The sequence below is a fragment of the Bdellovibrio sp. ZAP7 genome, assembly GCF_006874645.1.
In the GTDB taxonomy this organism is placed as follows: Bacteria; Bdellovibrionota; Bdellovibrionia; order Bdellovibrionales; family Bdellovibrionaceae; genus Bdellovibrio.
The window spans coordinates 413,876-431,384 of sequence record NZ_CP030082.1 but is presented as its reverse complement, the minus strand read 5'-3'; the positions used below and the strand labels follow the sequence as shown (position 1 = coordinate 431,384).

At 46.2% G+C, this 17,509-nt stretch carries 17 protein-coding genes; 4 read left to right on the top strand and 13 right to left on the bottom strand.

The window, feature by feature from the left end; translation table 11 throughout:
- Window positions 1-92: 92 nt before the first annotated feature.
- The 5 genes from DOM22_RS02155 to DOM22_RS02135 all read right to left on the bottom strand — a co-directional run bounded on the left by DOM22_RS02155 (window position 93) and on the right by DOM22_RS02135 (window position 5,389).
- Window positions 93-1,313: an MFS transporter gene (locus tag DOM22_RS02155; protein WP_142698808.1), complete on the bottom strand. Its 1,221-nt coding sequence runs from the start codon at window positions 1,311-1,313 to the stop codon at window positions 93-95.
- Between the two features lie 62 nt (window positions 1,314-1,375).
- On the bottom strand, window positions 1,376-3,499 hold the full coding sequence (locus DOM22_RS02150; protein WP_142698807.1) for a sorbosone dehydrogenase family protein: 2,124 nt from the start codon (window positions 3,497-3,499) through the stop codon (window positions 1,376-1,378).
- Between the two features lie 64 nt (window positions 3,500-3,563).
- Window positions 3,564-4,070 carry a hypothetical protein gene (locus DOM22_RS02145; protein WP_142698806.1) on the bottom strand — a complete coding sequence of 169 codons (507 nt, stop codon included), beginning with the start codon at window positions 4,068-4,070 and terminating at the stop codon, window positions 3,564-3,566.
- A gap of 281 nt (window positions 4,071-4,351) precedes the next feature.
- Window positions 4,352-4,756 (bottom strand): biopolymer transporter ExbD, encoded by a 405-nt coding sequence (locus tag DOM22_RS02140; protein ID WP_142698805.1) that lies wholly within the window; start codon window positions 4,754-4,756, stop codon window positions 4,352-4,354.
- 3 nt (window positions 4,757-4,759) lie between these two features.
- Window positions 4,760-5,389, bottom strand: coding sequence for a MotA/TolQ/ExbB proton channel family protein (locus DOM22_RS02135; protein ID WP_142698804.1), 630 nt, complete (start codon window positions 5,387-5,389; stop codon window positions 4,760-4,762).
- A 77-nt stretch (window positions 5,390-5,466) separates the two neighbouring features.
- Between DOM22_RS02135 and DOM22_RS02130 the strand changes: the two genes are divergently transcribed.
- Window positions 5,467-7,290, top strand: coding sequence for a sulfatase-like hydrolase/transferase (locus DOM22_RS02130; RefSeq protein ID WP_142698803.1), 1,824 nt, complete (start codon window positions 5,467-5,469; stop codon window positions 7,288-7,290).
- On the opposite strand, the gene DOM22_RS02125 is transcribed toward DOM22_RS02130, so the two are convergent.
- The 6 genes from DOM22_RS02125 to DOM22_RS02100 are packed head-to-tail and all read right to left on the bottom strand — an operon-like array spanning window position 7,291 to window position 13,960.
- A complete protein-coding gene (locus DOM22_RS02125; protein WP_142698802.1) occupies window positions 7,291-7,968 on the bottom strand; it encodes a hypothetical protein in 678 nt (225 codons plus the stop codon).
- Between the two features lies 1 nt (window position 7,969).
- A complete protein-coding gene (locus DOM22_RS02120; protein WP_142698801.1) occupies window positions 7,970-9,985 on the bottom strand; it encodes an FHA domain-containing protein in 2,016 nt (671 codons plus the stop codon).
- Window position 9,986: 1 nt separating this feature from the next.
- On the bottom strand, window positions 9,987-11,090 hold the full coding sequence (locus tag DOM22_RS02115; protein WP_142698800.1) for an FHA domain-containing protein: 1,104 nt from the start codon (window positions 11,088-11,090) through the stop codon (window positions 9,987-9,989).
- Window positions 11,090-12,715, bottom strand: a complete 1,626-nt coding sequence (locus DOM22_RS02110; RefSeq protein WP_142698799.1) for an FHA domain-containing protein — start codon at window positions 12,713-12,715, stop codon at window positions 11,090-11,092. The genes DOM22_RS02115 and DOM22_RS02110 overlap by 1 nt, the downstream gene beginning before the upstream one ends.
- Window positions 12,702-13,052 (bottom strand): DUF192 domain-containing protein, encoded by a 351-nt coding sequence (locus tag DOM22_RS02105; protein WP_246845809.1) that lies wholly within the window; start codon window positions 13,050-13,052, stop codon window positions 12,702-12,704. The genes DOM22_RS02110 and DOM22_RS02105 overlap by 14 nt, the downstream gene beginning before the upstream one ends.
- Window positions 13,052-13,960 (bottom strand): type II secretion system F family protein, encoded by a 909-nt coding sequence (locus DOM22_RS02100; protein WP_246845808.1) that lies wholly within the window; start codon window positions 13,958-13,960, stop codon window positions 13,052-13,054. The genes DOM22_RS02105 and DOM22_RS02100 overlap by 1 nt, the downstream gene beginning before the upstream one ends.
- A 29-nt stretch (window positions 13,961-13,989) precedes the next feature.
- Between DOM22_RS02100 and DOM22_RS02095 the strand changes: the two genes are divergently transcribed.
- Complete coding sequence (locus DOM22_RS02095; protein ID WP_142698798.1) at window positions 13,990-14,565, top strand: nucleoside triphosphate pyrophosphatase; 576 nt, start codon at window positions 13,990-13,992, stop codon at window positions 14,563-14,565.
- Here DOM22_RS02095 and DOM22_RS02090 read toward each other — a convergent pair.
- Window positions 14,562-15,248: a hypothetical protein gene (locus DOM22_RS02090; protein WP_142698797.1), complete on the bottom strand. Its 687-nt coding sequence runs from the start codon at window positions 15,246-15,248 to the stop codon at window positions 14,562-14,564. The two genes, DOM22_RS02095 and DOM22_RS02090, sit on opposite strands and share 4 nt — an antisense overlap.
- A gap of 38 nt (window positions 15,249-15,286) precedes the next feature.
- Window positions 15,287-15,676 (bottom strand): transposase, encoded by a 390-nt coding sequence (locus tag DOM22_RS02085; protein ID WP_210415671.1) that lies wholly within the window; start codon window positions 15,674-15,676, stop codon window positions 15,287-15,289.
- Window positions 15,677-15,951: 275 nt separating this feature from the next.
- Between DOM22_RS02085 and DOM22_RS02080 the strand changes: the two genes are divergently transcribed.
- A complete protein-coding gene (locus DOM22_RS02080; protein ID WP_142698795.1) occupies window positions 15,952-16,602 on the top strand; it encodes a YggS family pyridoxal phosphate-dependent enzyme in 651 nt (216 codons plus the stop codon).
- A gap of 79 nt (window positions 16,603-16,681) precedes the next feature.
- Complete coding sequence (locus DOM22_RS02075; protein WP_142698794.1) at window positions 16,682-17,509, top strand: pyrroline-5-carboxylate reductase; 828 nt, start codon at window positions 16,682-16,684, stop codon at window positions 17,507-17,509.

Below are 17,509 nucleotides of genomic sequence, written 5' to 3'. Positions count from 1 at the left end.
AATGATACTACTCTAGCGGCTCGCATCAACCTTATGATTTGCTTCGACTTATATAAATCACGCAGGTGTTTTTCTGTGTCAAAATTCAGGATTTAGGAACTTGTGGATGACGAAGCGGGAAGAGGTTTTAATAAGAGGCCCACTCCCCCACAGATTATCCAAAGAAGTCCACACCCAACCATCACCGCGCGAATGGAAGTCATTTGGATCAACCACGGTGACGCTAAAGTACAAATCAATGTACCCAATGACTCCAAAGCCATGCGCAGGCGAAACACTTTGGTGAGATCGGAGACAGGAAATTTTCTTTGCATCAAATCAATGAAAGCGAGGTCGTTTAAGGGCCCCATAAATCCCGTGAAAATGGAGGCAACGGCAATCCACGCCACTGTGGGAGCAAAGCCAACCGCAGCAATTCCCAACCCCCACAAGACGTAACCGCCATACATCAAAAATAACAATCGATGACCTGCGCGGGAACGATTTCCAAAATACAAAGCACCCGTAAGATTTCCGACACCATAAGAAGCCATCACGAAACCGAACATTCGAGCATCCCCGCCCGATACCTGATGCACCAACAAAGCAAAGCCCACGATGATCGATAAATTCCATGCACCGGCAGTCAACGCCCGTGAAATAAAAACATACATCATGCCCGACTGGCCTTGAATTAAACGAAAACCGCTCATGACAGCTTCCGCAAAACCAGTGCGGGCCTTGGGTGGAGGCACATGTTCAGGTAAGTATTTTTTTAGCGAACGCACGGAAAGAGCCGAAATAAAAAAGGTCAGCGCATCGATAGTAAAGAAATGAATCATCGGTACAACGGCGGCAAGCAATCCCACAACCGCGGGCCCCACCATGCGTGCGCCACGAATCGTCGTGCCCATCAAACCATTCGTGGACTGCAAAGTCTCAAGATCTTTTGCGAGCATAGGAATCGTTGCTTGGGTGGCGGGATCAAAAAATGCACTCAGTGCAGAAAGAATCAACGCCATCACGATCAAAAGCGACAATGGGACATCGGTGAAAAATGAAACCATCACTGGAATCAGCACAATCACCATGCGGATTAAATCCACACGATACATCGTCTGCTGAGGATTCCAACGATCCGCCCACTTACCGCCGATGAAACTTAATAGCATCAACGAAGCCGTTTGCCCCGCAGCCAGGTATCCCGTATTGGAGCCCATCAGATTCACGGCGAACCAAGTTAAACCCACTCGATAAATTTCATCACCGATGGATGAAAATGCCTGCCCTATCCAAAGACGTTGTAACTGCGGTTGCTTAAGGGCCTTGATCATCGAAATACTTTCTTACTGCGCTAGAAAATGCACGCGCCTATTGCACTAGATAAAGCACGCGCTTATTGCGCGATATAATAAACGCCATCTTCGGGAGCAGGGCATGCATCCTTGAAGAGGCGACTGTGCGCAGTAACCAAATACACTCGATTCCACTTGTAGCCATCTTGTGAAATCACTCTGCTGGCTCTTGGATCGATGAACACGATATCTCCAGGATTTAACTGACCGCAAGCTTTTGCTGAAGTCGACGGCTGAAGACGAATGTTCCGCTTATCTTTTGCTGTGTATTTGGCATAACTGGAATCAATGTCTTTCGGTAAAGCATTCACCCATTGAGAAACCAGTTTATTTAACCTGTCCCCTTCGGCAGTTCCGAAAAATTGGGGCTTATCAGCAGGAGGCATGGGTGTGTAACCCTCAAGGTGCGCAATGGCACCATAAGCTTTACTACGCTCCAAATCCTGTGGCGCGATCCAGCCATTTTTCACCAGGAAATCAAGATTGCTGAAGCGATCTTTGGCGATATCATCTGCCTCCAGATTGCCGTGGCAACCCGTGCAATAATTTTGAATCAGCTGACTTTGAATACCCTTATATCCCTCAAGCAATTTGGAATCCTCTTTAACCGCAGATCTCCAAGCCAGCATTTGCACCTGCGGGTCGAACGTAATAACAGAACGATCACAAGCCTCACGGAAATTTGCCGTCTGAGTGCGAGCCAGACGGACGATTGTGCGATTTTCACGGTCTTCGACAATCCAGATGGAACCATCGCTTGCTTCGGTGAATGCGACCGGCGCACCTTTTGGCCGTTGACCTTTCACTTCGTTCCATTTCGAAATCACTTCTGTATAGGATGCATGACGATCCATTCCGCCACGTGGCTGGAATGGTTTTGGGACGGGACAACCACCCGGCTGATTGAACTGATACGACGCTTTCGCTATGGATGCATCCAGTACGGGCAAACCTTTTTCATCCACATTGTAAGCCACCAGACGCTGACCACTCGGTTGATAACCGTGCCATGTCACTAATAACTTTCCACCCAAAGAGTCACGGAACATATTGCCGTGATAATAATCCATGTGCAGAGGCGCCACATGTGGAGGCATTAAGATATACGGAGGTTGATACTCGCCCGGCCCCTGGGCACTGGCTTGCGCACAGTTAACCGGCTTTCTGAATTGTTTATGAATCGGAAGTTTTTTATTTTCGGGAAATTCCCATTCCGGTGACGTCGCATGGAAGTCATAACAGTACGGCCAACCGTAATGCGCCACTCGGCCTTTATCCAAATCAATGACATTCATTTCTTCATAAGGTTCTTCAAGCTCCGGAAAGTCGCGGCTGTTTTCACCTTGAACTAAAAATCCTGCATTTGAAACAACCATCGCCATGGAGTTTCTTAAACCAGCTGCCGCATATTCAAAAATCTCGACTCCATTAGGAGGAAGTTTCTGTAACAGATGCGCAGGAATACGATAGATCGCACCATTCCCTTGCGCTTGATCTTCTGGACAGTATTTGTATTCGCCAGTCCCTTGTACGATGCAGTGATCACTCGGTGATCCCGAGTTGATATACATGTCGCCATTTCTTGGATCGAAAGTGAACTGGGAAAGAGGATGCATATAGCCCTCTTTGCGAGGCATATTACCGAACACAAGTCTCCAGTCAGCGAGTTTGCCATTCACGAAATGGAATTTGGAAATCTGATTTTTCTCGCCAATATAAATGAAACCATCTGGTCCCATTCTTAAGCCATGAGGATTGTCCAAGCCGGCTTTGATCAATGTCAGTCCGTAATTACCACCCGCACCTGGCTTCAACAAAAACAGTCGGCCATTTTTTGGAGCCCAACCGCCCATGTCGACAACCAAAAACTGCTCAGTGCCTGGAAGTTGCAAAATAGTACGCGGCTTTACAAAACCTTTGTTCGTCGCCGGATCCAAAGCGCGATCGCGTGGTAAAACCATACCCAGGCAAGTACCCGGCATAGTTTCTACCATCAGACGAGGATAGCCATCACAGGAGCGATCGGTTGGATCGTACAAGTAACCGCTTTTATCTAAAACCATTTTTGCAGATGCGGCAGATCTTTGCGCATAATCAGCGTCTTTGTTTTTTACGGAGGTGCATTGAACCAGACAGATGACGAAGGCCAACAACAGAACGCGCATAAAAGATCCTCTTTAGATGTGGTTCTTTTATTGTGCGAAAGAAAACAGAAAAAATAAATGAGTTTTAAATTTTGGTGGAGCTCACACGGATGATTTCTTCAACTTGACGTCCAGAGCTTTCATAACGAATGGAGATTTCGTTTTCGCCTGGTTGAAGCTGGATCAGGTCCGTTTGATATTTGTCAGAACCCCGGTCGAACACAGATGCAGTGTAACCGTTGCTTTTATTCACAATTTGGATTTCACCCATGCGCACACCGCTGGTGCAGCTTTTACCTTTGAGCTGTACATAGCCCGCGTGAACTTCAAGCTGGCCGTTTTTCTTAGCGCAATTCAAGTCCACATCAGCAGACTGATGCAAAGATGACTCGATTTTTTTAGGCGCAACCGCTGTCGGTGGTAAAGATGCAGGAGTACGGGTATTGGAATCAACGACTGAGGCCATCGTTGTTTCTTCCGACATAACGCTATCTGCTTCAGTCAAACTGGCAAACGTACGAGCACCCAAAAGTACAACAAGGATGAACGTGATTGCGATAAATTGAATTTCTGATGCAGCTCTTTTGAACATGATTGTTTGATCGGCGTTCCGGAGCAGGACTTTAGCCGTATCAATTTGAGATTCCCCCTCGAGAACCCACTCTATGGTCCGGCCGTAACGAGCGGCGTACGGGTAATTTGCTTTTGAGTTATGGAAGTTTAAAAACGAAGCAAATTTTCTGCGAATTCCCTCTGAAAAACTCCACCAAGGGATAACAATATTTTTTTGAAATAGTAAAATAAGTCCCGCAAAGCGACAGTAGTGGCCGAAAAGAAAAAAGGCCTTCTTTGCAGAAGGCCTCCATTTGAGAATTATTTTTTATCGATACTGATCGCGAATTTTTTGACTCCGGCTGACTTCACGATGTCGAGCAACCCGACCACCTTACCATGTGGAACGTCTTTATCGGCGGAAATGATCGCCTGAACTTCCGTGTTTTTAGTCACTTCCTCAGTCGCTTTCGCGCGGACCGCTTCTTCATTTACGAATGTTCCGTTCAGATTAATACGACCATCCGCTGTTAACGAGATGTTCAATTTGCTTGGGGCCGTTTGATCACCGCTAGCGGCTTTTGGCAAATTAACGTTAATCGAAGGCTTGATGAACATTGGAGCCGTCACCATGAAGATGATCAGAACCACCAGGATGATATCGACCAAAGGGACAACGTTAATGTCCGATATGGCATCGTTGTTTTCACCATTCTTCATTGCCATGGTTTAGATACCTTTTTTCTTAGCGTAAGCAAGGCACAATTCCTTCACACTCTCCAAAGAGTTGAAGATACCGCGCACTTGTTTGCTGTAGTAGTTGTAAGCAATAACTGCTGGAATCGCTACGAAAAGGCCGGCTGCTGTTGCAACAAGGGCCATTGAAATCCCGGCCATCACCGTTTGCTGACCTGCCTCTGCAGCAGTCGCTAAGTCATTGAAGGCTTTCATAATACCCAAAACTGTACCGAACAAACCGATATAAGGTGCATTCGATCCCAATGTTGCCAAGAAGTTCAAATATCTTTCCAAATCAGGGCGTTCAGAAAGAGCAATCGTGTTAAAGATTTCTTCCAAACCTTTGCTGCCAGAAGTACGCAAGTATTTCATTGCTTGACCAGCTGCGCGACCCTCCAAAGAATCTGGATCTTTCGCAAGATCTTCAATGTCTTCAACACTGTTGCTTTGTAATGCTAGCTTGATTTTCGCTCTAACACGTTGAGATTCATTAGAAACTTTTCTTAAAGCAAAAAATCTCTCAAGAATCATGCCGATACTTAAAATGCTGAGAACAAGCAATAACCACAACACAACCTGATCGGCCAAATGAGCAACACCAAAAATTTTCTCTGCAAGCATCGAGCTGTCCTTTCAAAACTTTGACTAGCAAAAATTATTGATCCATTATCTCTAGATCCATGACACATGGTCAAGATATGCAGAGAATCATTTTAGCCTTCGCACTATGCGTATTGAGCCTGGTCCAGATTGGTTGCCAATCAAGTGACAAGAGTTCAATTCTTATTATCGCTGCAGACAATCTTGCAGTGTCGGATATCTCTTGTTCTCCTGACACCATCTCCGGCACTAAGTCTGGTTTTCAATTGCTTTGCAACGAGTCAGTTCGTTTTACTCACGCGTTTACGACTTCAACTTTGAGCGCACCCGCGTTGAGTTCTATTATGACGGGTCTTTATCCTTATGAACATAATGTGCGACACAATGGCGCGCCGGGTTTGGCCCCCGAGTTTGAACTCGCATCAGAAATTGCCGTTCATCAGGAATATCGCACCAGTTTTTTCACGGGCGGCCCACCCATCTTTCGCCGTTCGGGATTAAATCAGGGTTTCGAACTATTTGATGACTCCCTGGTTCCGGGATTCTCGAATCTATTTCGTCCCTTTAAAAAGAATGCAAATAGCTTCATGCAGTGGCTTCGCCATGATGTAGGCAACGGCCCATTCTTCAGTGTTCTTTATGCACCCGATTTGCAATTCACCAATACCATTACCACAACAGAACTGGGTGAAACTCGAAACTTAAGTTTTGAATCGCAAATCGATGAGTTCGACGAAAGCCTTCACGAGTTATTTATGCAGATGAAAACGGCTCGTCGCTGGGATAACACCACAGTGATTTTGGTGGGGTTAAGCGGTCATGAAAACGGCGACCACCGCGATCTTTCGACTTTGAATTTACATTCTGAAAACACTCAAGTGGCGCTTTTCATCAAGCCTGCGCAAAAAAAGAAAACAGATCAGCCGATTTACTGGAAAGTCGACCAAAACGTAAATCTGGCAGACCTGGGCAAAACGCTTTTTGAAATTCTTGGGGAAAGCGTCGTGGAAAATGACAACAGTGATTTCCCGGCTCACTCTTTGGCGGGTGTTTTGAAATCCCCTGTGGCGGACTGGGCAGAAGATCGGCCTTTTGTTTTGGAATCAGGTTGGTCTTTGTGGAGAAATGCGGGTCCTTTACGTACGGCTGCGATTTCTCACCATGTTTTGTACATCAACGATGCGAATCCGAAGCTATTCAACACACTTGTGGACCGCATGGAGTTAAATCCTTTGCCGCTTTTGCAACAAAGTTTGTTGCCTACCACAAATCGCATCCAGGCATTGCTTAAGAAAAATCAATTCCCTTCATTCACTCCTCCAAATGAAGAGTGGATGGCAAGATTAAGCATTCCTTATGATCGTTGGACCCGCGCGGATCAAGAGCCTTTGTTGCTTCGCGATTTAAAACGTCTGAGCAGCAGTAACAATTACCACAGCCTGAACATTCTAAATTGGACAGCCCAGGTCGCATTGAACCAAAAAGACTGGGAAACTTTGCGCACTTTGGGCAAGAAAAACAATGTGACTCTGTGGCAGTACGTCGCTGACAAAAATCTCAATGCAAAAAATCTGAAAAACACCGATTCCTGCGTAGAGCTCCTATCAATCAAAGAAATCGACAGCTCGCATTTGAAAGACTGTAATGACAATCTTTTTATCGAGTTGGTGGATTGGCTTCGTTCGGATATTCGCGGACTTTCCAAAGAAACCCAGCGCAAAAAATTCGAACGCTCCTTTAAGAACTATATGCTGGATCAGGAAATCCAGCGCAGCAATATCGCTTTAGGAATGATCTGGGATACGGCAAGAGAAAATAACTATGCACCATCGCGCGCAGAATTAGCCTTGCACCTTCCGGAATATGCAAAAATTCGCGCACAGGTTTATAAATCCCTGGCTACAATTGATCAGGAAGAATAGTTAAACGGCAATCAGTCCCAGCCAGAATGGCAATTCAGGCTCTTCTTGAACCATCGACTGAGTAATAAGATTCAAATCAGTTTCATTGGATTGCAGACCCCACAACGCGGTCGCTACAGATGTTCCTGCCAGCAGGATTAACTTGTCGCCCTCTTTTACGTGAGTGTGTCCCGTCTGGATATTCACCGTTGGATCCAATCCCAAAAGCTGAGCTGGAAGCGGCGGCAGACTGTCCCCATCACGAAGTTCAGAGGCCAGATCACTCGCTATACTTAAAGGCTGCACACGTTGATTCAGTCTTTGTACGAAAATGCTGGGAGCTCCGACTTGAGCCCATGCCACCTGCGAGCCTCTTCTGAATAATGCCAGAACTTCCACACCAGAAGCATATTCTTTGCGATTTTCCCCTCTGTAAAGGGCATCATTTGCTATCATCAATGCTGTGCGTACATAGTTCGCTTCATCACTGATACAAGTCAGGAATTCAAATGGCGACGTCACTTCGACGTCTGCTTTGGCGGCACTGACGTATTTCACTACTTCAGTTAATGCTCGCTCCCCGTGCTCAGGTTGCCCCCAAGCCGTCACGACAACGATCAATGACCCGTCCTCTTCCACATGGATCTGTGGTTTAGGGCGCATGATCTTGCTGCTATAAGAGCGTTCCTGAAGTTTCATTTTACATAGCTCCGTATTTCTTAAGCTTGATATAGGCTTTCTTATAGTACTCGCCGTCAGAAATATCGAGCTCCAGGATTTTCTTCCATTTCTCTTTGGCACCAGCTTTGGACTCGCCACCATCGACGTTACCAAAGCTTTCTTCAAGAATACCTTCTTGATAAAGAGCCATCATTTGCTTACGAAGTTCCAACACCATCTTTTCGATTCTTGGTGGGACCTCTGGATTTTCTGGATCAATAGCTTTCGCTTCTCTTAAGGCACCGATGGCATCTTTAAGATTTCCATTTTGGTAGAACTTGTCAGCTTTTTCCAAACTGCCTTTGATCTTTTGGTTCATCTGATTACGAACGGAAGCGATACTTCTTCCCGCCATCCCCTTATAACCATTCGGATCTGGGAGTGATGAGCTTGTCACCTTCGAATAAGCATCAATGATGTCCAAAGGCTTTTTGCCCACTTTATGGAGGGCTTGAGCCTTGTCATAGATCGCTTTTAGACGCGCAACCCTTGCCGCATATTCCGCATTGGCTGCTTTCTTCACTTCACGAGCAGTCGTCAAAGCTTCCACTTGGGATTTCAAATCCAGGATTTTCGGATGATCCGGATTGAATTGCAAAACAGATGTTAAGCAATTCTCCATCTCATCCATCGTGATATTTGGATTGAGCTTTTTTTGGCAGATAGCTGTTTGAGCCAAAATTTTTTGCTCAGCCTCAGCTTTGGCAGCTTCGATCTGCTGAATACGAATTTTTTCCTGCTCTAAATAAATCGCCTCTTTAGCCAAGCGTTGAATCTCTTTCGTGTCTTCGTAATCAGGAACCAATTCGTGAATCTTAACGATTTCATCCTGAGCCAATTGATACTTACCTTGCATATAAAGATTTTTGGCATCTTTATAACGTTGACGGATCAAAGACTGCTGTTCAGGCTTCAATTTATTAAATACTTCCTGAGGAGAACCCGGAGCTGCCACTGTGCCCGGTGCACCCACTGGAGCTGTATCTTTATCGCCACCTTTAACCAGATACACGACAACTAACAACGCCACTGCACCGATCATCAATTTTGGACGATGCTTTTGGAAGTCGAATTTAGGCTTTACTTCAGGAGCTGGCGCCACAGGGCCCGGCATTTGACCGTAACCCTGATACTGCATCGGCACGCCACCTTGCTGTTGATAAGGAGCGATGCCGTATTGCTGATCATACTCTGCAGGCACTGGATTATGCGACATCTGCACCAAAGGATTTGGCGGAGCCACCTTCACCATATCCAAACGACTTTGGAAGTGAGCATCGTGCAATTCAAAGAATAAATAATTATCCAAAACCGTAATGGCATCGCCACTGCGGATATTCGTCAAATCTGTGGATGAAATCGGGTTCCCGTTAACCAAAGTTCCATTCACACTGCCCAAATCAATAATTTGGTATTGATTGCCATTGCGACGAAGTTCAAATTGGCGACGGCTGACACGTTGGTCACGAATCTGTATATGACAAGAAGGATCTCGTCCTGCAATCCAGGAATCGCCCTCATCCAAACGGATCAATTCTTTCGCGTCACTATTGGAATCAACAATTTTAATATAGGCCGCTGTCGGAGCCGCCCCGACAATGGTTTTTTCCTCGCCACCTGAAGTTCCACTTTGAACTGCAGGCAAGTAACTGCCCTCAGGATGCGATGGGGATTCCATCGCAGGAGCTGGTTGCGCCATTGCTGAAGACATCAGGAAATCAAACTCATAAGGTGCAATGGTAAAAGTAAAGCCATGGTCCAAAGTCACTTGCTGAGTCGGCTCACCATTCACCATCACTTCGCCGTAACGAGAAATCACTTGCAAAGTCCACTGACCATTTTCAGAGACTATTTTAAAGTGCTCACGGGAAATGCCTTTTTCAGGTTGCAGAACGATGTCACAGTCCTCTTTACGGCCTGCCACATACGAACGGCCCTCTTCCAGAGGCATGTTATATATTGTCTTTCCACGAAGACGAACTATAAGATGTGCCATATTAGAGTCGTCCTCCTTCCAGATTTAAAGTACATTCCTCGTAAAACTGCTTCGCTTCTTTATAACTTGGATCATCTCTGCGGTTCTGCAACATTGTAATCACATTAGAATAATTCGACTGGCACATACGCCAGTTTTTCTTTTCACGATAACGACTGCCCTGGATCAAATTGAATTTCACCAACTCATCGAATTTGATTTTCGAAAGATGGTAATAACGTTTTGCCAGTTCATTTTCTGGATCCAGATTCAATACCACTTGGAACGCCTCACGCGCACGTGCGTATTGGCCCTGTTGGAAGTCACGGAAACCACGGATAAAGTTTTCCTGCGCTCGCTTGTATTGAACGGAGTCGTACTTTTCCTTTTTAATATTCATCAATTCCTGAGTGCGCTTTTCCGCCTCTGCTACATCTTGCATACTGATCGCAGACGTACGGAAGGCATTTTGATCTTTGCCTTTCTTAGTTGGCGTCATCAGATACCAACCGATCAAACCCAAAATCACGATGATGCCGTAAAAACGCGCCTTCGGATTCGACAGCAGACCGCCATTGCTGGCAGGGCGTGCTGCTGGACGAGGCGCTTGCTGCTGATAACCCACTCCCTGCGGATGACCCATCGGCATTTGCGGTCTTACACCACCTGGTGGCATGCTTGGCATTCCCGCCGCTGGCATTTGTGGCAAACCTGTCGGTGCAACCGGTTTTAATACCGACGCTGACGGAGTTGGCACTGGCGGAGCTGCTGGCATAACCGGCATGACGGGCTCTGCAGCAACTGTTTCTGGTGTAAAGCGAATTTCAGAATCACCAATTTGAATCACCGAGCCTTTATGTAAAATCTCGGACTGAATACTTTCGCCATTGAGCATGACGAAGTTTTTCTGACTTAAATTGACGATCAGGAATTCATTTCCACGCTGACGGATTTCAGCGTGCTGACGGCTGATACGTGGATCATTCGCCAAAACGATATCATTCTCTGGACCACGCCCCACAGTGGCAGTGCCATTTGCAAATGAAAGACGAAGCCCCGTGTGCGGACCCTTCACCACTTCAATATCAAACTTCAATGCATCTTTCACCTTAGGAGCTGCTCCCATTAGGATCCTCCCTCAGCCGGAGAGATCGTAATTACAAAGTAATCGATATCATTTGGCTGTGAAGACATTCCCTGACAACTTAAAACACATGGGTGACCGTTGAACTCCAGCTGATCCGTATGAATCACGCGGGCATTTTCGCGGGTCTTTTGCATAAGGCTATCTATATTTTGCTGAAGAGCCACATCCGGAATCGCTTGGTATTGCTGTCCGATCAGTTGCGCAACCTCCGTGCGGGCCACTTGTCCGAATGAAGAGCTTCCCGCCATAATGCGACCGTCTTTAGAAATCGCAATCGAAGGGAATCCGATCAATTGAACCAGATTTTCAGCTTCGCCATCTTTATTGACGAAACTACCCATTCCACCTTCAGCACCTGCACCTTCACCGTGAATATAGCGTGTAAGCAGACTATTGATATTTCCAATCAATGCTTGAAGTGGCGGGAACATAAAGTCCACGCTGGTATTATCTGTTTTCTCTCTCATAGCGGTATCGAGCTGTTGATTCAATGTCACCAGAGGATACTCAACCAGTTTGTACATAAAGAAGTACAAGATTAAACCCACCAATGTTGCAATCACCAGCGTCTGCATGAACAAACTGATCGCGCGACCATCATCAAAAGCCATGCTGCCAATATCATAAAGGACAATCGCGTGAGCTTTTACCGATTGTTCTCCGGTATTTGGATCAAATAGACCGATAGGGAAACTTGCACCGATCGTGGTCGAGTCGACTTCGACGGATTCCGGGCGCATTTCACGACGGGCCTGGTGTACGAATGGCAAATCTGGGGTTGTTCCCGCACGAGTGGCTGGAGCGAGGATCATACCATCTGACTGTTGCACAATCAGAACTTGCTTAACACCGTCTTCAGCTTCCGCCTGATTTGTTGTCAAAGAAGAATAACTGTTCTGCAAAAGAGCAGATTGATTGATCGTCGCCAAAGTTCTGGCAATCGACGCTGCACGACGTTTACTTTCCGTGATGATACTGGCACGAGTGATTTGCACCATTGGAATCATCGCGAGCAACGTCGTGACAAAAATAAACAGCACCACAAAGCCCAAAAGAACCATGCGGAATTCCAGATATGTTGGAATTTTATAAACGCCAGGCAAAGCCACGCGATCTAAATATTCCAGGAATCTTTCCCAAACTGCTTTCAAACCACCGGGACTGTAAGCCGGCGCTGCTTCTGGAGCAGGACCCACAGGACCAGCACCCATGGGCTGAGGCATGCCCATCGGCTGCGGCATTCCTTGTGGCATTGGCATTCCTTGCGGAATACCGTAACCCGGTTGCTGCATCACTGGAGCTTGCGCTCTTTTTTCTGGAGCTGGAATAATATCCACCAGGACATCATGAATGCCCAGCTTATCACCCAAACGCATCAACCCAGTCTGCATGCGCACACCGTTTAAATATGTTCCGTTGCTGGACTTCAAATCAGTTACGACAATTTTATCACTGTAAACTACGATCTCGCTGTGTTCTTTGGACACGCCCGGGCTTGTGATTTTAATATCACAATGCGGAGAGCGACCGACTAGGTTTCTCCCCATTTTTAGCTCTAAAATGCCGCCGGCTTGAGGGCCGGACAAGATTCTAAGCGCCCACATTCAGCTGATCTCCCACTCTGATGTTCAACTTGCTGCTTACACCTGAAGCCATCTCAAATACAGATCTGGCACCCCATACCGGAAGCAAGAGCCTCCAGGGTTTCACATCTTTATAGACAGCTTTCACTTTCAAATTCTTATCTACAAATACACAATCAATTGCGAACTTCATGAAAAACGTATGGATGCTATTGCATCTTAGAATCCACAAAGCCTGATCTTCCGCCAGTGAACTGCGACCCAAAAGACCCACGCCACGAGTGCGCATATCATCTGCGACCTCGAGATTCGGGATCAAAGTGGTTTTAGTTGTCGAGTTCTCAAGCTTCTTCATCATTATTTAGGTCCATACATAAATGAAATCGCTACCGGCCCAAAAACCATAATGAACACGGCTGGTAAAATAAATAACATCAACGGAATCAAAATTGCCTGAGACGCTTGTGCACCGGCTTTTTCCGCACGCACGAAACGCTCCAAACGCATTTGCACAGATTGATCTTTCAAAACCTGGGAAATACTTGCCCCGGTCGCTTCGGCATCAATCAGGACCGCTACGAAACTGGTAATCTCGTTCATATCCAAGCGCTCGCCCATTTCTTTCAGGGCTTGGGATTTGGAAGAACCGATTTTGATATCTTTCAGAACAATGTTGAACTCATCAGCCAGGACACTCTTAGTACCTTGAGCCTTATCCACGATTTTTTGGATCGCCGAGAAAAAGTCCAAACCCGCTTCCACAGACAAAGCCAACAGATCGATAAAGAATGGCAAATCACCCCGAACCGAAAGCTCACGTTTCTTTTTCTCACCTTTGGCGTGGATTTGTGGCAGATAAAAACCTATCAAACCCACCCCGATACAACCTGCAAGTGGTAGTTCCAACTGCAGGGAGAAGTTCATGATCAACAAAAAGATCGGGAACATCACGCCCCACAGGAGCTGCAAACCGATAAATTCATCTTCGTTCAATTCCTGTGACAGACCCGAAGTCATAATGAACTTGCGCACTTTTTTGCGATAAGATTCACTGCGAATTCTAAGCGCATGTTGCAAAGTGAATTGATGCACCAACGGACGAGAAAAGTTGATAATTGGATTTTTGGATTTAACGGGCTCGTCATTGTTAGCCCAGGATAATTGTTGCTTATCGTTGTTGCTTGCAAAGATCGAATTTACGAATAGGAAGACCGCTACTCCCGCTAGGAGCAGACCCAAAATCAGCATTAACTCTGCACTTCCCATTTTGGCCTCTTCGTGTTCTATTCAGACTCATGAAAACATTGATCCTGGCTTCAGAGTCTCCACGCCGTAAACAACTGCTTCAACAAGCCGGTTTTTCATTCGACGTGGTATCAGTAAAAGTATCGGAAATTCCTGACAAAAACCTGAATGCAACGGAGCAGATTTTAGACATCGCCAGACGTAAAGCCAGAGCGGCGTTTACTCACCTAAAGTCCAGTAAATTACAGGAGTTTACTCTTATTTCCGCCGACACGGAGGTGATTTTCGACGGTCAGCTACAAGGAAAGCCCGCTGACAAGGACGACGCCTTCCAAATGTTAAGACGTTTGTCCGGGAAACCTCATGATGTACAGACCGGAGTCTGCATCATCGACTCTGCGACTGGTAAAGAGCTGTCTCAGATTGAAACGACAAAAGTTTTTTTCAAGAATCTGACGGATCAAGAAATCTGGACCTATATTGAATCGGGAGAACCGATGGACAAAGCCGGAGCCTATGGAATTCAAGGCTTGGGTGGGAAGTTTGTCGAAAAATACGAAGGCCCATTCGATAACGTCGTGGGCCTTCCGGTTGAACTCGTTAAATCTATGCTCGCGAAAATTTAGAAAACGTATTTCCAACCAAGAACCAAGCCGACACCTGTGCCACGACCTGTTTCAAGTTTTACGTTGTTAACTGTTTGCGTATAACCAAATGCAGTCGTGCGAACTTTTGCTTCCAAGGCGTTGCCTGCAGAAATCATGTAACCCACACCCGCCTGAACCCCGACGCCAGGTTGAAGATCTGTGATCTCGCTGTCTTCCAAGCCGATAACCGGAAGTGAAGAATTCAGACCGAACGGAATATAAAGCTGCTTAAAGCGGTAAATGGCATTCCCCTCGAAACCGATGATTCCAAGATATTCATCTTTAGTTGTTCCGAAAATTGCAACGCTTTCGCTTTTAACTTTACGACCCAGATCGAAAAATCCACCAACGGAAAAGCCCCACGCCTGCTCTCCCCAGAAAAGGAAATGAGCATCAATGCCCAAACTTGCAGATGATTTTAAATCGTACTCTGCCGCAGTTGTTGTCGATCCTGTTGTTGATTTTGCGTCCTTGAACTTCATGTCGCTCAAGGTATTAAGATAAGCACCTAACACGAAGTGCCCGGAGTGCGAGCCAGGTCCACTGCTTGGTGCAGATTTGCTATCGTCCTCTTTCATCGCAGCGATTTCGTCTGCAGATTTTTCTTGAGCGCCCGCAGTCACTGACAACAAAAGGGCGAAAACTAAAACGATCTTCTTCATTGTATCCTCCAAGATGAATCAATCGTGACTAGTTTACGTCAGGCTGGTGCCTCTTTAAAATTGAAAATTTTGGCCTCGACCAAGTATTTCTGCACAGTCTGATCTGCTTGCACCGAATATTTACGGATTAGAGCAACAACTCGGCTCCACGGTCGAAAATCCCAAAACTTTTCCTTCAAGGCCCGAGTTTTTGCCGCCCCTGTTACCCTCATCGCAATGATCCCACTGATGGATCGGATAAAAGAATTAAAAAGTTCGCGGTTTTTAATTTTTAAAACGAGCTGAAGATGATCCCCACCGTTCACAACTTCGCGCAACTGAACACCATAGCGTCGCGCCTGCACAGACAGAATCTCGGAAATGCGCTTCCAATTTTTATGATGACGAAATGACCACGCACCCTTGGCCTGATCGGAATGCAACACCACGTGCATCGCATGCTTGGTGCTGATCGGTCGCGCTTTCTTGGCATTGCTGCGTTTTAAAAGCGCACCCCCGAACTGTTTTCGCAGCCGAGGGTCCTGAGATTTGTATATCGCTATTCGACGGGAGGAGCGGTACATGGACCATGTTATAGGAGTACCCCCAACCTTCGTCAAGAAAAAAGTAGCGATGGTATTTTCAAAGTGAAATTTCCAGGAATTAATGAGATCGCATCGCAGCAAAGATGGCGGGAGGTTAAAATGATTGATAGGTTTACCCCATGAGCTTTCAGGAAATTCGCACCGAAATCGGTGCTGACAAAATTCTTGCCGTTTCCAAACTTCAACCGGTTGTAAAGATCCGCGATCTTTACCAACAAGGTCAGCGCAAGTTTGGCGAAAACTACGTTCAGGAAGCTTTAGATAAGCAAGAGCAACTGAAAGACTTAAGCGATATCGAATGGCATCTGATCGGCCACCTTCAAAAGAACAAAGCAAAGTTCGTGGTGGGTCAATTCACCCTCATTCATTCCGTGGATTCTTTGGAACTTGCACAAACTCTAAGCCGCCAATGCGAAAGCAAAAAGGTCAGTCAAAAGATATTGATTCAGGTGAACCTTGCCCACGAAGAAAGCAAGGGTGGTTTTGATAAAGACTCCCTGATCGCCAACTGGCAAGAGGTCACAAGCCTTGCCCATTTAACCATCGACGGCTTAATGACCATGCCTCCCCTGACAGAAACGGGTGAAGAGGTTCGCCATTACTTCCGGGAACTGCGTGAACTTCAACAATCGCTTGCTAAAAATACGGATTTAACGCGACACCCTCTTAAAACGCTCTCCATGGGAACCAGCAATGATTTTAGGGTTGCCCTCCAAGAGGGCGCCACATTGGTTCGCTTAGGTACAATTCTATTTGGAGCAAGAAATTAACCGAAATTAGGCTCGGCGGAGTCTGACATAGTGGATGATTTCGTTTGGCGAATACCAAAGCTGAAGGTAGGATGAATCTATGAACCCACTGCTCAAAGCTCAAAAAATCGGATTTCTGGGTGCAGGTAACATGGCTCAAGCCATGATCAAAGGCCTTATCGAAGGCGGTATTCCTGCTAATCACATTTACGCTACCAACAGATCAGAAGGAAAATTGGTAAAACTGGTTGAACAGTATAAAATCAATTCTCTTCCGAACAACGAAGACCTAATTGATATTTGTGACATCATTATCCTGGCAGTAAAGCCTCAGGATCTTCTAACTGCTTTAGAACCCGTTGGAAGAGCTTTTGATGAAAACAAAATTGTTATCAGCGTTGCCGCCGGTGTGCGCATGCAAATGCTTGAACGCTTCTTAAATGGAGCTCGCATCGCTCGCGTCATGCCCAACACTCCCTCCGTTATCGGTCGCGGAGTTATAGGATACCTATTAAATGAAGACGAGGATGATGCTTTAGAAAGCACAGTTGAAGATCTGTTCGAACCCCTGGGCCGAGTGATCAAAGTAACTGATGAAGATCAGTTCGAAGCTTTGATGATTTCTTGCTCCAGCGGAACGGGATTTGTCTTTGAAATGATGATGTACTGGCAGGATTGGATCGAAGAACACGGGTTTTCGATCGAGGAAGCCCGAGTCATGACCATTGAGACATTTGTAGGAGCTTCTTTGTTGGCAGCTCAAGCTCGGGAAAATGTGGAAGACCTCCAAGCCCGCGTTACATCCAAAAAAGGTGTCACTGCAGCTGGACTTCAGTCCATGAGAGAGCTTGAAATCGAGCGCGCCCTTCGAATCAGCTTCGAAAAGGCCGCGATGAGAAACAAAGAAATGGCCCGGGAAATCAAATAA

What these genes read in the sequence shown, in the direction of transcription:
- DOM22_RS02155 (WP_142698808.1), bottom strand. Translation starts at nt 1,313, where the DNA reads ATGATCAAGGCCCTTAAGCAACCGCAGTTACAACGTCTTTGGATAGGG.
- DOM22_RS02150 (WP_142698807.1), bottom strand. Translation starts at nt 3,499, where the DNA reads ATGCGCGTTCTGTTGTTGGCCTTCGTCATCTGTCTGGTTCAATGCACC.
- DOM22_RS02145 (WP_142698806.1), bottom strand. Translation starts at nt 4,070, where the DNA reads ATGTTCAAAAGAGCTGCATCAGAAATTCAATTTATCGCAATCACGTTC.
- DOM22_RS02140 (WP_142698805.1), bottom strand. Translation starts at nt 4,756, where the DNA reads ATGGCAATGAAGAATGGTGAAAACAACGATGCCATATCGGACATTAAC.
- DOM22_RS02135 (WP_142698804.1), bottom strand. Translation starts at nt 5,389, where the DNA reads ATGCTTGCAGAGAAAATTTTTGGTGTTGCTCATTTGGCCGATCAGGTT.
- DOM22_RS02130 (WP_142698803.1), top strand. Translation starts at nt 5,467, where the DNA reads ATGCAGAGAATCATTTTAGCCTTCGCACTATGCGTATTGAGCCTGGTC.
- DOM22_RS02125 (WP_142698802.1), bottom strand. Translation starts at nt 7,968, where the DNA reads ATGAAACTTCAGGAACGCTCTTATAGCAGCAAGATCATGCGCCCTAAA.
- DOM22_RS02120 (WP_142698801.1), bottom strand. Translation starts at nt 9,985, where the DNA reads ATGGCACATCTTATAGTTCGTCTTCGTGGAAAGACAATATATAACATG.
- DOM22_RS02115 (WP_142698800.1), bottom strand. Translation starts at nt 11,090, where the DNA reads ATGGGAGCAGCTCCTAAGGTGAAAGATGCATTGAAGTTTGATATTGAA.
- DOM22_RS02110 (WP_142698799.1), bottom strand. Translation starts at nt 12,715, where the DNA reads ATGTGGGCGCTTAGAATCTTGTCCGGCCCTCAAGCCGGCGGCATTTTA.
- DOM22_RS02105 (WP_246845809.1), bottom strand. Translation starts at nt 13,052, where the DNA reads ATGATGAAGAAGCTTGAGAACTCGACAACTAAAACCACTTTGATCCCG.
- DOM22_RS02100 (WP_246845808.1), bottom strand. Translation starts at nt 13,960, where the DNA reads ATGGGAAGTGCAGAGTTAATGCTGATTTTGGGTCTGCTCCTAGCGGGA.
- DOM22_RS02095 (WP_142698798.1), top strand. Translation starts at nt 13,990, where the DNA reads ATGAAAACATTGATCCTGGCTTCAGAGTCTCCACGCCGTAAACAACTG.
- DOM22_RS02090 (WP_142698797.1), bottom strand. Translation starts at nt 15,248, where the DNA reads ATGAAGAAGATCGTTTTAGTTTTCGCCCTTTTGTTGTCAGTGACTGCG.
- DOM22_RS02080 (WP_142698795.1), top strand. Translation starts at nt 15,952, where the DNA reads ATGAGCTTTCAGGAAATTCGCACCGAAATCGGTGCTGACAAAATTCTT.
- DOM22_RS02075 (WP_142698794.1), top strand. Translation starts at nt 16,682, where the DNA reads ATGAACCCACTGCTCAAAGCTCAAAAAATCGGATTTCTGGGTGCAGGT.